General features: G+C 28.9%; 12 protein-coding genes. 9 read left to right on the plus strand and 3 right to left on the minus strand.

All coding sequences use genetic code 11. The features are described 5' to 3' along the window. Positions 1 to 161 precede the first annotated feature (161 nt). Complete coding sequence (locus HUU89_RS13310) at positions 162 to 830, minus strand: type II secretion system protein (protein WP_175302012.1); 669 nt, start codon at positions 828 to 830, stop codon at positions 162 to 164. A gap of 236 nt (positions 831 to 1,066) precedes the next feature. Between HUU89_RS13310 and HUU89_RS13315 the strand changes: the two genes are divergently transcribed. Both HUU89_RS13315 and HUU89_RS13320 read left to right on the plus strand, forming a co-directional pair. Then, the gene (locus HUU89_RS13315; protein WP_175302013.1) at positions 1,067 to 2,251 is read left to right on the plus strand and encodes a DNA/RNA non-specific endonuclease; all 1,185 of its coding nucleotides are present in this window, start codon (positions 1,067 to 1,069) and stop codon (positions 2,249 to 2,251) included. Positions 2,252 to 2,479: 228 nt separating this feature from the next. Next, positions 2,480 to 2,845, plus strand: a complete 366-nt coding sequence (locus tag HUU89_RS13320) for a hypothetical protein (RefSeq protein ID WP_175302014.1) — start codon at positions 2,480 to 2,482, stop codon at positions 2,843 to 2,845. Between the two features lie 236 nt (positions 2,846 to 3,081). On the opposite strand, the gene HUU89_RS13325 is transcribed toward HUU89_RS13320, so the two are convergent. Then, positions 3,082 to 3,525, minus strand: a complete 444-nt coding sequence (locus HUU89_RS13325) for a dUTP diphosphatase (RefSeq protein ID WP_032090582.1) — start codon at positions 3,523 to 3,525, stop codon at positions 3,082 to 3,084. Between the two features lie 106 nt (positions 3,526 to 3,631). On the opposite strand from HUU89_RS13325, the gene rfbD reads away from it, so the two are divergent. The 4 genes from rfbD to HUU89_RS13345 all read left to right on the plus strand — a co-directional run bounded on the left by rfbD (position 3,632) and on the right by HUU89_RS13345 (position 7,698). After that, the gene (gene rfbD / locus HUU89_RS13330; protein ID WP_175302015.1) at positions 3,632 to 4,489 is read left to right on the plus strand and encodes a dTDP-4-dehydrorhamnose reductase; all 858 of its coding nucleotides are present in this window, start codon (positions 3,632 to 3,634) and stop codon (positions 4,487 to 4,489) included. After that, complete coding sequence (locus tag HUU89_RS13335) at positions 4,479 to 5,750, plus strand: dicarboxylate/amino acid:cation symporter (protein WP_117481916.1); 1,272 nt, start codon at positions 4,479 to 4,481, stop codon at positions 5,748 to 5,750. Before rfbD ends, HUU89_RS13335 begins: the two co-directional genes overlap by 11 nt. A gap of 84 nt (positions 5,751 to 5,834) precedes the next feature. Then, positions 5,835 to 6,809 (plus strand): ROK family protein, encoded by a 975-nt coding sequence (locus tag HUU89_RS13340; protein WP_175302016.1) that lies wholly within the window; start codon positions 5,835 to 5,837, stop codon positions 6,807 to 6,809. Next, a complete protein-coding gene (locus tag HUU89_RS13345; protein WP_175302017.1) occupies positions 6,802 to 7,698 on the plus strand; it encodes a PHP domain-containing protein in 897 nt (298 codons plus the stop codon). Before HUU89_RS13340 ends, HUU89_RS13345 begins: the two co-directional genes overlap by 8 nt. A 1-nt stretch (position 7,699) precedes the next feature. Here the strand turns inward: HUU89_RS13345 and HUU89_RS13350 are convergent, their stop codons facing one another. After that, the gene (locus HUU89_RS13350) at positions 7,700 to 8,548 is read right to left on the minus strand and encodes a patatin family protein (RefSeq protein WP_175302018.1); all 849 of its coding nucleotides are present in this window, start codon (positions 8,546 to 8,548) and stop codon (positions 7,700 to 7,702) included. A gap of 106 nt (positions 8,549 to 8,654) precedes the next feature. Here HUU89_RS13350 and pulA point away from each other — a divergent pair, with 106 nt between their 5' ends. Genes pulA through mfd form a run of 3 tightly spaced genes read left to right on the plus strand, consistent with a single transcriptional unit; the run spans position 8,655 to position 14,731 of the window. After that, a complete protein-coding gene (gene pulA / locus HUU89_RS13355) occupies positions 8,655 to 10,736 on the plus strand; it encodes a type I pullulanase (protein ID WP_175302019.1) in 2,082 nt (693 codons plus the stop codon). A gap of 3 nt (positions 10,737 to 10,739) precedes the next feature. Then, positions 10,740 to 11,294, plus strand: a complete 555-nt coding sequence (pth, locus tag HUU89_RS13360; RefSeq protein ID WP_117481910.1) for an aminoacyl-tRNA hydrolase — start codon at positions 10,740 to 10,742, stop codon at positions 11,292 to 11,294. Positions 11,295 to 11,302: 8 nt separating this feature from the next. Beyond that, complete coding sequence (gene mfd, locus HUU89_RS13365) at positions 11,303 to 14,731, plus strand: transcription-repair coupling factor (RefSeq protein ID WP_175302020.1); 3,429 nt, start codon at positions 11,303 to 11,305, stop codon at positions 14,729 to 14,731. Positions 14,732 to 14,808: the final 77 nt, after the last annotated feature.

A 14,808-nucleotide genomic window follows, 5' to 3' on the forward strand; every position in this document is an offset into this window, starting at 1 on the left:
TCCTCAAACGTTATCGTTGAGAAATTAATTAGTAGGAAATAAATATCATTGGTAAGATATCAATATCCTATTTTTTAGTTAGAATTTATAACAAAAAAAGATGTTACGATTTTAAATTATTTCGTAACAGCCCCTTTTTTACATAAAAATTATTTTTTATACTATTTCTTTTCTATTGATTTTATTGATTTACCACCTTTAACACAATTTAATTTTCCATTATAAATAGTAACCATATAATTATCTCTCGCAAAATTTATAGCTTCTATCTTACCTTGTTGGTTATAGAATATATTAATAGCAAATCCATTGGTTTTACTAGGAGTATAATCGTTAAGGGATTGACCGTTGAGGCAGTCAGTTGGTATTTTGTATTTATAAATAGCTGAATTTTTATTTTCACTTTGTAAAAAATGTAATACATTTTTTACAATTTCTTTATCAATATATGATGCGCCAGAATAGCTATCATTAAGATACTTGTCAGGCTCTCTTTGTCCATGACTCATTAAAGAATCAGACACTCTTCCAACTTGATTGTTTGTTGTTTTTTTATAAGGAAAATCTGCAGGTAATGTGTAGCTATATTTAAAAATTGATTGTTTTTTAAATTCATCTTCATCTGTTGCATAGCATTTTGTAGCAGCAATTTGCGTTGCTTCATAAATCCCATGTGCTTCTTGTATAATACCTGCTTTTTTTGCTTCATCTACATATCCTAAAACGGATGGAATAGCCATAGCAGCTAAAATTGCAAGAATGACAAGAACAACTATTATTTCAACAAGCGTAAAACCATGTTTATTTCTAATTTTTTTAGTATCTATCATTTCTTTTCTCCTAATTATTTGATTAAGTAAGATAATATTTTTATTACTATTTTAATATGTTAATCTTTATTTAGCAATGATTAAAAGTAGATTGCCATGATACTTTTTGTATTTGATCATGTTTTCTATTTTTTATATTTTATCCAATAAAACCTTGAAATAGGTTCCTATTTAAAAAAAATAGAAAAGAAAAAATATAAATTTATGATATACTTGTACTCCAAGGAGGAACTATGATGAAAAAACTCTATTTATTATTACTTTCATTATTGATGACATTTACTTTAACAGGATGTAATCAACAAGTAGAAAAAGCATCTTCTAAGCAAAGTGTAACACTTTCTTTAGAACAAACAAGTAGTCAGGATGTAGATGTTTATGTTGATCAAGATCAAATTGATACTTTAAAAAGTCAAGGTGCAGGAACTTATGAGTTAAAGTTAACTAAAGGAAATCATGAGTTAAAAGTTGTACAAGATGGTGAAGAAACTCAAAAATCGTTTTATGTAGACTCTAAAGAAACCTTACATTATCAAATTACAAATATAGAAAACCAATTACAAATAGAAACAGATCAGGTTTCTTTTGATGAAAATAATGTTCAAGATATTTTAAATCAAATAGAAGAATATAGTGGACAACCATATATTGAAATCAATAACAATACTCCTACTTTTAAAGAAAATGAATATACTACAAAAACATATATTCAATTAAATGATTTAGATGAATATGGACGTACTCAAAAAGATCAAGCTTGTTTAGGCCCTGAAACACTTCCAACAAATAAAAGGGAATCTATTGGAATGGTTAAACCGTCAGGATGGAAAACACAAAGATATGATGATTTGATTTCTACGAAATATTTATATAATCGTTGTCATCAAATTGGTTTTGCTTTAAGTGGTTTAAATGCTGAAGAAAGAAATTTAATGACGGGAACACGTTATTTTAATGTTACAGGTATGTTGCCTTTTGAAGAAGAGGTTAGAGATTATATTAAAAATACGAATCATCATGTTTTATATGAAGCCATTCCTGTATATAAAGATGATGAATTAGTAGCAAGAGGCTTGATTTTACAAGCAGCTTCTGTCGAAGATGAAACGATTCGTTTTTGTGTTTATGTTTATAATGTACAACCGGGTGTTACTATTGATTATCAAAATGGAACTTCAAGAAAAGCCAAAGAAGGAGAACCAACTTATGGCATCAAAGAAGCAAAAGATCCATTTGATTATCATAATAAGTCAAGTAATAAAAGTAAAAAGTATGTTATTAATATAAAAAATAAAAAATATCATGATCCAAATTGTTCAAGTGTTTCAAAAATGAGCGAACAAAATAAAGAAGTAGTTACTTCAACTTCAAAAAAATTACAACAACAAGGATACAGTCCTTGTGGCATCTGTCAAAAATAAAAAAGTGTTGCGATAACCGCAACATTTTTTTATAAATTGTAAAATTATGTAATAAATTAAATATTTAAAGTAAACGGTTACAAGTGATGCGTAATATATCCAAGGAGGAGACATTATGAAAAAAATATTTAAATTTGTTATGACGGTTGTTGTTTTTTATGTTTATCATTTTCTTTTTCAATACCTGTTTTTGCTAGTGAAAGTGGCGAAACTGATATTATTAATGAAATGATTAGCTATTACAGTACTTATCAAAGTACAGCAAAAACAGATATTCAAAGATTAGTTGAAAAATTAAAAGCTCTTAATTCAACTAAAGGGGAAGAATGGGAAAAAATCATGGAATATTGGGATTATGTCAATACTGATATGAATGTCAATGTTGATGGTTTACCAAATGATGATAGTTTATGTATTACTGTTTTAGGGGTTGCTTTAAATGATGATGGTACAATGAAAGATGAACTTGTTGGAAGATTGCAAACGGCACTTGCAAGTGCTCAAAAATATCCCAATGCTTATGTAGCTGTTACAGGTGGTGGAACTGCTAAAAATAATCCAAATGCAACTGAAGCAGATAAAATGGCAGCATGAATAATTGCAAATGGATTAGATGAAAATAGACTTATTGTTGAAAATAAATCTAAATCTACAGTTCAAAATGCTCAATTTACTGGCATGTACTTTGATTTAGAAACATATTCAAAATGGTTCATATTTTAATCCTCCTATTTTTTATGCCATTTAAAACAAAAAGTTTTAAATCATTATATTATAAATCTAAGTATAAACATATGAAATAAAAAAGTGAGATGTTTCCATCTCACAAATTAAATATGATCAATAATTTCATCTAAATCAATACCTAATTGAAATCCTAAAGAGAAATAGTCATCAATTGTATTTTGGTAATCTTGACTAGAATAAGTTGATGAAACATTCATCATTGATTGATAAATTTTTAAAAATAAGTCTTCTAAAGATAAATGATTAGGAATTTCAGTATGATTTTTAATAGTATCAATTCTTAATTCATAACCAATAGACATTAACATTTTTAAACCATCTAAATAATGTTCTAATAGTTCATCGTGATGAATAGCTTCTTCTTTTTCCCAAAAGATAAAACATCTTGAATCCTGACAAACTTCTCCTAAATCATGTAAGAAAGATAACGTTTTTTGCTTAAGTCGAGCGACATTTAAAATTTCATTTTTGTTTACTTGTAATTCTTTATTTACGTAAACTTGATACATTTTAGATAAATCATTCATAAAAATCACCTCAATACTATTATATCACGAAATATGAACTAGGTTTGAATTTGACATCAAATAACCCTCTAGATATAATATTCAAGATTTAAAGGAGGATGAAATTATGCAAAAAATTTGGATATGCGGTGCTAAAGGACAAATTGGACAAGCAATCAATGAAATTATTGATAAACTTGAATTCAAAGTTCTTGATACTGACATAGACGACTTGGATATTACAGACACGGATGAGGTCTTACGTTTTGGGGAAATGAATAGACCAGATATTATTATTAACTGTGCAGGACTTACAAATATAGAGGAATGTGAAAATGATATTTCTAAAGCTTATAAAGTTAATGCTTTAGGTGCTAGAAATTTATCTATTATTGCTAGAAAATTAGAAGCTAAATTGGTTCATATTTCTACAGATGATGTTTTTGATGGGAAAAGTGACCAACCTTATAATGAGTTTGATCAAACAAGACCACAAACAGCTTATGGTAAATCTAAATTAGCTGGAGAACAATATGTTAAAGAATTTACTTATAAGCATTTTATTATTAGAAGTACATGGGTCTATGGTTTGGGAAATAATTTTATTAATGATTTATTAGAAAAAGTAAATAAAGGTGAATCTCTAGCAATTGCCTCTGATCAATTTGGATCACCTACAAGTGCTAAAGAACTTGCACGTTTTATTTTACATTTAATTGATACAAATGAATATGGAACATATCATGCGACAAATAAAGGGGTATGTAGTCGATATGAATTCGCTCATGAGATTTTAAAACTTACAGGAAAAGAAGCTCAAATGAAGGCAGTACCTACTCATTTATCTGATTTTTCTAAAGTTAGACCAGCTTATTGTGTCTTAGATAATTTTATTATGTCAATGACTCCAGTTTATATTTTTCCTTCATGGAAAGAATCTTTAAAAGAATATTTTAAAGAAAGGGGTCTATATAATGAAAAATAAAAAGAAGTTAGGTTTAACAACTTTGATTTTTATAGCACTTATTGCAGGTGCAATTACCGGAATTATTATTAATTATTGTATTCCTAGTAATAAAATCGTTGATGATTTTATTGTTAGTGGTTTATTTTATGTTGTAGGACAAGGATTTATACGTTTAATGCGTATGTTAGTTGTACCACTTGTCTTTTGTTCAATTGTTTGTGGAAGTATGGCAGTAGGAGATACTAAAAAATTAGGAGCTGTAGGACTTAAAACAATGCTTTTTTATCTATGTACGACAGCACTTGCCGTTGTTGTTGCTTTATGTATCGCTAATGTTATTAATCCAGGTATTGGTTTAGATATGTCAGCAATTAAAATCACTTCAAAAGTAACAGAGTCAACACAAGCAACAAGTGTGACAGAAACATTGTTAAATATTATTCCAACAAATATTTTTGAATCACTTGCAAATGGAACAATGTTACAAATTATCTTGTTTGCGCTTATTTTAGGTGTTATTCTTGCAAATATGTCAGATCGTGTAGATATTGTTAAAAACTTCTTTAGTCAATTTAATGATATTATGATGGAAATGACAATGGCTGTTATGAAGTTAGCACCAATAGGTGTTTTCTGTTTGATTTCTAAAACATTTGCAGAAATAGGTTTTGATGTTTTCATCCCATTATTAAAATATATGTTCTGTGTATTACTTGCATTAGGAGTTCAATGTTTTGGGGTTTATATGTCAATGTTAAAGATTTTTTCAGGATTAAATCCAATTATCTTTATTAAAAACTTTTTCCCAGTAATGGCTTTTGCCTTTTCAACATCAACATCCAATGCAACAATTCCAATGAATATTGATACTTTAGCTGAAAAAATGGGTGTCTCTAAAAAGATCTCATCCTTTACAATTCCATTAGGAGCAACAATCAATATGGATGGAACATCCATCATGCAAGGTGTTGCGGTTGTCTTTACAGCTCAAGCCTTTGGAATTCATCTATCTATGATGGATTATGCTACAGTTATTGGAACAGCAACGCTTGCTTCAATAGGAACAGCAGGGGTACCAAGTGTTGGATTAATTACACTTACCATGGTCTTTAATTCCGTTGGTTTACCAGTAGAAGGAATTGCTTTAATTATGGGAATTGACCGTATCTTAGATATGACAAGAACAGCCGTTAATATTACTGGAGATGCAGTATGTACAACAGTTGTTGCTTCAATGAATAAAGCAGTTGATCGAGATATTTATTATGGTAGAAAATAAGGAATGATCGAAAGGTCATTCTTTTTTTATACCTTTTGTACTATAATATCTTTCGACAAAAGTTGATGAAAGTTAGGTGATAGAGTGTCAAAAGTAAATGATTTAAAACAAGAAAACGAAATAAAAATAAGAGAATGCCTTTATGATGGACAAATTTGGACAAAAAATGACTTAGCGTATAAAACAAGTCTTTCATTGGCGACAACTACTAATATTTTACAAGAAATGTTGAAAAGTCATGAAATTGAATATGTAAGTGATTCTAAGTCAACGGGTGGTAGAAAGTCTAAAGAATATCAGTTATATAAGGATTATAAGCATCTGTTAAAAATAGTTTTAAAGAAGAATAAGAAGAGTTATGAATTTATTTTTGAAATCATAGATTTATATGATCAAATTGTTTATCAAAAAAATTATTCTTCTTTAAAAGGAACAGTTGAAGAGTTTTTAAAGATGTTAAAAAAGGTATTAAAGAAAGATCAAGAAATTGCTGTCATTTGTTTATCACTGCCAGGGGTTTGTGATCAGGGAATGATTGATTTGTGTGATTTTGAAGATTTTCAAAATAAAAATATATTAGAAATTTTAAAAAAAGAAATCAAACAAAAAATAATCATTGAAAATGATGTCAATTGTGCCAGCATTGGTTTTTATCATCAATATTCACACTATCAAAATAGTGCTTTGATTTATCAGCCTGCGGTTGATTATGTAGGCTGTGGTATGATCATTCAAGGGAAACTTTATAATGGCTTTAGTCATTTTGCGGGAGAACTTCGATGCTTACCTTTTTATGATCATTTACAACAAGAGTGTTTATTAAAAGATGCTCCTCAAGAATTATTAGAAAAACAGATTGTTACTTTATGTTGTGTCTTAAATCCAGAAGCTATTGGTATTTGTAGCGATGTTTTAAAAGACATACAAATATCTTTACCAACGATTCCTTTAAAACATCAACCTCAAATAATTAAAATTAATCAACTATATAAATTAATTAAAGAAGGACTTTTTCAAATAGGAAAGAATCAAATGATAGGAGGGATGAATAATGAATAAAAGTTATATTGATTTACATATGCATAGTTTATACAGCGATGATGGAGAATTTACACCTACCCAACTTGTAGAAATGTGTCATGAAGCAGGGGTGAAAATTATGGCGATTGCTGATCATAACTGGGTCAAAGCCATTGATGAAGCCAAAAAGAAAGCAGAAGAATTAAAGATAAAATATATTCCTGCTATTGAAATTGATTGTACTTATAAAGGAATCAATTTACATGTTTTAGGCTATGGAATCGATTATACAAACCCAGTATTTAATCAATTGGGAGAAGATATTTTAAAACAAGAACTTAACTGTAGTTTAAAAAAATTAGAACTTACCAATCAATTAGGTTTTGATTTAAAAAAAGAACAATTAGATGCCTTAAGTAGTAATGGGGTTTATACTGGAGAAATGTTTGGTGAAGCTTTGTTAAAGGATGAAAGATATGTAGATCATGAACTTTTAAAACCTTATCGAAGTGGCGGAAGTCGTAGTGATAATCCCTATGTTAATTTCTATTGGGATTATTATGCTCAAGGAAAACCTTGTTATACAGAAGTTATTTTTCCTTCATTAGAAAAAACAATTCAATTAATTAATGATCATGGGGGAGTAGCTGTATTAGCACATCCAGGAAATAATTTAAAAGGAAAGTTTGACATTTTCGATGAAATGGTAGAAAAAGGACTTCAAGGAGTTGAATGCTTTTCAAGTTATCATAGCCTTGAAACCAATGATTATTTTTATCAAAAAGCTAAAGATCTTAATTTATTATTTACTTGTGGAAGCGATTTCCATGGTAAAACGAAACCAGCAATTCATCTAGGTGAAAATGGATGTGTTTCACCAGATGAAATTAAAGAACTTTTAATTAAATACCAATTAATAAGAGGCTAATTTAGCCTCTTAAGTATTTTTTTAAGTTTTCTAATTGATTATTACAATCACTTACACCTAAGTCATACATTTGTTGAATGACTTCTTTGTCTTTTTCAAGTCGTCCAATAGGGATGAGTTGACTAGGTCTTAAAACAAAAATCTTCTTTTCTTTTTCTAATTTTGTAATCAAATCTAAAGACGCATTATAATTTAAATAACGATTATTTAAGGTTTCTACAAAATGAGGATATTGATGATAAAAGAGTTTATTAAGATGTTTATTGGATGGCTTTTTACGATAATCTATGGGTCTTGTTAAAACGACAATGATTTTATCAACATCCATCTCTAACATTTTTTTAATAGGAATACTGTCACTACAGCCACCATCTAAATATTCATGACCATTGACTTGAATGATATGAGATACAAAAGGCATTGAACCTGATGCTCTTAAATATTCAACTTGATCATAATTATCTAAAGTATCCAACAACTTATATTCTGCTTTTCCTGTTTGTAAATTTGTCACAACGGCATAAAAATCAACAGGAGATTCTTGATAACTTTGATAATCAATTGGATCTAAATCATCAATCAATTTTTCGAAACAAAATTCTTCATTCATGACATTTCCTGTTTTTAAAAAAGAATAAACACCCATATAATCTTTATTTCCAACGTAAGCTTTATTATATCTCAAAACACGTCCTATTTGTTTTGATTTATAATTCATTCCAAATAAAGCTCCCGCTGAAACACCAATAATTGTATCAACATCAATCTTTTCTTTTAAAAATGTATCAATGACACCCGCTGTGTATAAACCACGCATAGCGCCACCTTCTAATACTAAACCAACTTTCATTTATATCACCGAGGGTATTATATCATAAAATTTGAACATCAAAGCAAAAAAGAAGATGTTTGAATAAAATATATATTTTGCGTATAATACGATTAGGTGATTAAAAATGGAAAAAGGCAAAATACGTATGCTCGCCAATTTAATAGAGCTTAATAAAATAGAAGTAAGACTTTCAAAAAAAAATTATGGGGGAATTTCTCCAAAATTTTATTTGAGAGATTTAAATAAAGAAACACTTGTAGAAATTCCTGTTGCTGAAACATGTGAAGATGATATTTGTGTTAAATATTATTTTAAAAATGTTCATATTGATTTAACGCATCATTATGAGATGGTAGATAATTATGGTTTAAGTGCTATTTTACAATATGTAAGACTTTCTGAATTGGATGATTTTGATGAATTATTTTATTATGATGGAAAATTAGGCCCTCTTTATCAAAAAGAAAAGACAACTTTCAAAGTATGGGCGCCTACGGCTTTAGAAGTCATGGTTAAAGTAGGAAATGAAGCTTATCAAATGGAAAGAAAAGAAAAAGGGGTTTTTGAAGTAACGATCCAAGGAGATTTGGATAATCAAGAATATAATTATTTGATTCGTCATCATAAAAGTTTTCATGAAACATTAGATCTTTATGCTTATGCTTCTAATGCTAATAGTAATAGTAATATTGTCATTGATGTTGATAAAATCAATGAACCACTTTATTTAGAAAACTTACAACATATGAAAAGAAAAACAGAAGCGATCATTTATGAATTAAGTGTTCGTGATTTTACTATGTCTAAGACAATTAACGCAACACATCCAGGGACTTTTATGTCTTTAGTAGAAAGTGGTTTAGTTACACCACAAGGTAATAAAGCAGGGTTTGATTATCTTGTAGATTTAGGTGTCACTCACGTTCAAATCATGCCAATGTATGATTTTGCGACAGTAGATGAACTTCATCCTACAGTGATGTATAACTGGGGTTATGATCCAATTCAATACAATGTTCCTGAAGGAAGTTATGCTTTAGATCCTCAAGATGGTTATTCTCGAGTTAAAGAATGTCGTCATATGGTTTCAACACTTCATCAAAAAGGTTTAAGAGTGGTGATGGATGTTGTTTATAATCATATGTATGATTATTATACAAGTGCGTTTGAAAGAACAGTACCGGGGTATTATTTTAGAAAGAATCAATATGGAGAAATGTCTAATGGTTCTTGGTGTGGAAATGATTTGGAATCAAGACATCAAATGGTAAGACGATATATTAAAGATATGTGTTTGCGTTGGCAAAAACTTTATGGAGTAGATGGTTTTAGATTTGATTTAATGGGTATTATTGATATTGAAACCTTAAATCAAGTTTATGATCAAGCTTCAAAAATAGATGATAGTTTTATTATGTATGGCGAAGGATGGAATATGCCTACAGCTATGGATGATCATGAAAAAGGAATGCAAGATAATCATCGTAAGATGTTAAATATTGGCTTCTTTAATGATTATTATCGTGAAACTTTAAAGGGTGGAAGTGGAGATTCTGCTTTAAAGGATAAAGGTTATTTTGCAGGGAATATGTATAATTGTGAAATTGGTGGTGAATGTATGAAAAATACAAATCGCTACAGCTATGTTGATCAAAGTATTAATTATGTTGAATGTCATGATAATGCGACAACATTTGATAAATTTGCAATTAGTAATGGAGATGAACCACTTGAAACTCGTAAGAAAAGACAATTGATGTTGAATGTTGCGCTTATTTTATCACAAGGAATTCCTTTTATTCATTGTGGTCAAGAGTTCTATCGTAGTAAAGATGGACTTGGAAATACGTATAATACATTAGATCATATTAATGCAGTCAATTGGTCTTTAGTTGATGAAAATCAAGAGGATATTGAAACTCTTAAACAAATGATTCAACTTAGAAAAGAAAATGGTGGATTTAAGTATGAGACAATTCAAGAAGTAAATGAATATGTAAGTACAAATCATTTTGATTATCGTATTTTAAGATATTGTGTGAAACAAAATAAAGGAAAATATCAAGAGATTGTTGCATATTTTAATCCTTCGTATTATGATTTTGAAATAAATGATATGGATGAATATGAAGTGATTTATAATGATCATGAATCACGCACATATTTAGCTCCTATTTCGATGAAAATATTTGGATTAAAGAGGTAAAAAATGAAATTAATTATTGGTTTAGGTAATCCTGGAAAAGAATATGAAAATACAAGACATAATACAGGATTTATGGTATTAGATCGTTTAAGTGAAAAATTAAATATTGAAATGACACAAAACAAATTTAAAGGACTTTATGGAAAAAGTAAATATAAAGGTGAAGATGTGATTTTATTAAAACCACAAACTTATATGAATTTATCTGGAGAATCTGTTAGACAAGTTATGGATTTCTTTAAAATCAATCAAGAAGATATCTTAGTTATTTATGATGATTTAGATATGCCAGTAGGGAAGCTTCGTTTAAGACAAAGTGGTAGTGCTGGTGGGCATAATGGTATTAAAAATATTATCTTGCATACTGGAAGTCAAAATTTTAATCGTATTCGTGTAGGTATTGATCGTAGTAAATATATAAAAGTTGTTGATTATGTTTTATCACGTTTTACAAAAGATGAACAAGATGCTATCAATCAAGGGATTGAAAATGCCAGTGATGCAGTCATTGATTATTTGGATCATGGATTTAACCATGCAATGAATCGTTTTAATTAGAGGCACATATGAAAAAGATACTACATTTATTAAAAGATAATAAAGCATTTAATGCTTTATTGAATAAACAAAATATCGTTGTCAATTCTTCCAACAGCGAAGCGCTACTGATTGCTAGCGCATTTTTGACTTTAAAAAAAGATATGCTGATTGTTAAATCAAACCAATATGAAGCTAATCTTCTTTATAAACAAGTTTCTCAAATGATTGATGAAGCCCTTTATTTTCCTGTAGATGAATCTTATCGTATTGAAAGTTTGGCCGCTTCAGGAGAATTATTAGGACAAAGATTAGGAACGATGTATCAACTTACACGACCTGGTCCACATCTTTTGATCAGTCATGGTCATAGTGTGATGCGATATGTTCCAACTGTTGATGTTTTTAAGAAAAACTGTATGACTTTAAAAGTAGGAGATCATATTGATGTTTATGATTTACAAAGATTTTTAGTGCAAGCAGGTTATATGCATACAACACGTGTTGATCAACCTTTCTATTTTTCTAAACGTGGGGGAGTCGTTGATATTTTTTCAATGCAATATGACCATCCTATTCGTATTGATTTCTTTGATGATGAAATTGATTATATTAAATTTTTTGATGAAAAAACACAAAGAACGATTGAAAAAGTGGATGAAATTGAAATTATTCCAGCTACCGATCTTCTTTATTTAGATCAAGAAGTAGGTTCAGTTGTTACACAAATCAAAGATTCTTTTGAAGAACAATATCAAAAGATGGATGATTTATTTAAAGATGATTTTGAAGAAAAAATCATGATCGATATTGAAAACTTAAAAGCACATGCTACAGATAGTAGTCAATATGCGTATTATCATCTCTTTAAAAATGTGACGAGTATTAAAGATTATTTAGATGATCCAATTACTATTTTATGTCAAGAAGAAGATATTCATTTTCAAATCAAAAACTATATTTCAGAAAACTTCTATTATTATCAAGAATTAAGCCAAAGTGGACGCTTTTTAAAAGATAATCAACTTTATCAAGATTTTGATAGCATTATTAAAGATAACTATCAAGCCATTAATACTTTTACAACAAATAAAGACGATGTTGTCTTTTTAAGTCACGATGTGATGTTTAATCGAGATGATGAAAAACGTGTCATCCAACAAATCAATGATTATTTAAAGAATAGTCAAATTTTAATTTCTCTAGAAAATAAACATCAACTTCAATTGATGGTGGAACTTTTTGATCGTCATGAAATGAAATATACACTTGTAGGAATTGATGAAGTAATTTATCCAGGTATTAATCTTTATGTAGGAAAACTTGCATCAGGATTAGAACTTATTGAAGAAAAAGTAGTTATTTTAACAGCCTATGAATTATTTGGAGAAGTCAATGTTTATAAAACAAAATATTTTAGATTTAAAGATGCTAAAACATTACGTAACTTCCAAGAATTAAATGTTGGTGATTATGTTGTTCATGATAGCTATGGAATAGGGCAATATTTAGGAATTAAAACACTTGATGTTAAAGGATATCATAAAGATTATTTATATGTGGCTTATGCTGGAGATGATACGCTTTATATTCCAGTTGAACAATTTAAAATGATTCGTAAGTATGCAAGTGCTGATGGTAAAGTACCAATGATCCATGCTCTTGGAAGTAGCAAATGGACAAAAGCTAAACAAAAGGCTAAAAATAAAATTGATGATATTGCTGATCGATTAATAGAATTATATGCTAAAAGAATGTCTTCACCAGGGTTTGCTTTTTCTAAGGATAATGAATTACAAATCGATTTTGAAAATCAATTTGGTTATGCTTTAACTACTGATCAACAAAGAAGTGTTGATGAGATTAAATTGGATATGGAAAAACCTCAACCAATGGATCGTCTTTTATGTGGAGATGTTGGTTTTGGTAAAACTGAAGTGGCCTTACGTGGTGCTTTTAAAGCGATTTTAGATCATAAACAAGTAGCTTTTCTTTGTCCAACAACTATTTTATCAATGCAACATTTTAAAACAGCCACCGAACGTTTTAAAAATTTCCCTGTAGAAATTGCTTTACTCAATCGTTTTACTTCATCTAAAGAAAAGAAACGTATTTTAAAAGAAGTTAAAGAAGGTAAAATTGATTTATTAATAGGAACACATCGTATTTTATCAAAAGATGTCGCGTTTAATGATTTAGGGTTACTTGTTATCGATGAAGAACAACGTTTTGGTGTTAAACAAAAAGAAAAAATCAAAGAATACCGTGAAACCATTGATGTTCTTTCTCTTTCAGCTACACCAATTCCTCGTACATTACAAATGTCTTTAATGGGAATTAGAGGATTATCGAAAATCGATACACCACCTAAAAATAGATTACCTGTACAAACTTATGTTGTTGAAAAAAATAATACGTTAATTAAACAAGTTATTGAAAGAGAACTCGCTAGGGATGGACAAGTTTTCTATCTTTATAATCGAACAGATCAAATCGCTAATGTAGCTTATAAAATTTCTTCTACTGTTCCTAATGCAAAAGTAGCTATAGGACATGGTCAAATGGATAAAAATGAACTAGAAGATGTTATGCTTCGTTTTATGAATAAAGAATTTAATGTTCTTATTTGTACAACAATTATTGAAACAGGAATTGATATTCCTAATGCCAATACGATGATTGTTGAAGATGCTGATAAATTTGGGTTAGCCCAACTTTATCAAATTAGAGGACGTGTAGGTCGTAGTGAAAGAGGCGCTTATGCTTATCTTCTTTATAAAAAAGATAAGTCTATTCAAGATGATGCATTAAAACGTTTAAAAGCGATTAAAGAATTTACTGAACTTGGTAGTGGTTATAAAATTGCCATGCGTGATTTATCAATTCGTGGTTCAGGAGATATTCTTGGGGGTAAACAAGCTGGGTTCATTGATGATATTGGTTTTGAAATGTATATGAAGATCTTACAAGATGCCATCAATGTAAGAATGCATAAAGATGAAAAGCCTGAAGAAGAAGTTAAAAACTTAAATGTGAGTGTAGATGGTTATATTCCTGATGACTATGTAGAAAGTGATTATGAAAAACTTGAATTGTATCAAAGATTAGATAAAGCAAAAACAATGAGTGAACTTAATAGTTTAAAAGCGGAATTTGATGATTATTATGGAAATTTACCGGAAGCTATTTTAACATTGATTGAAAAGAGAAAACTTGAAATTCTTTCACATTATTCTATTATTGAAGATATTAAAGATTCTGGTAAACAACTAGAAATTATCTTTTCACCAAATGCTTTTGAAACAATTTCAGGTGATAAATTATTCTTGCTTGCTAATCAACTTTTTACAAAGCCAGCCTTTAAATCTTTAGATAATAAAATAACAATTAAAATCAATAAACATGATCAATGGCTTAATCGTTTAAATGAGTTTATTGAAACGTTATCAAAAAAATAAACGAAAGAAAAGTACGACAAAATGGCGCTCTAAATAATCGAGTGCTTTAGCGAAATTCGCTCTAAATTATTAAGGGG

Source organism: Faecalibacillus sp. H12 (assembly GCF_013361255.1).
Lineage (GTDB): Bacteria > Bacillota_I > Bacilli_A > Erysipelotrichales > Coprobacillaceae > Faecalibacillus > Faecalibacillus intestinalis.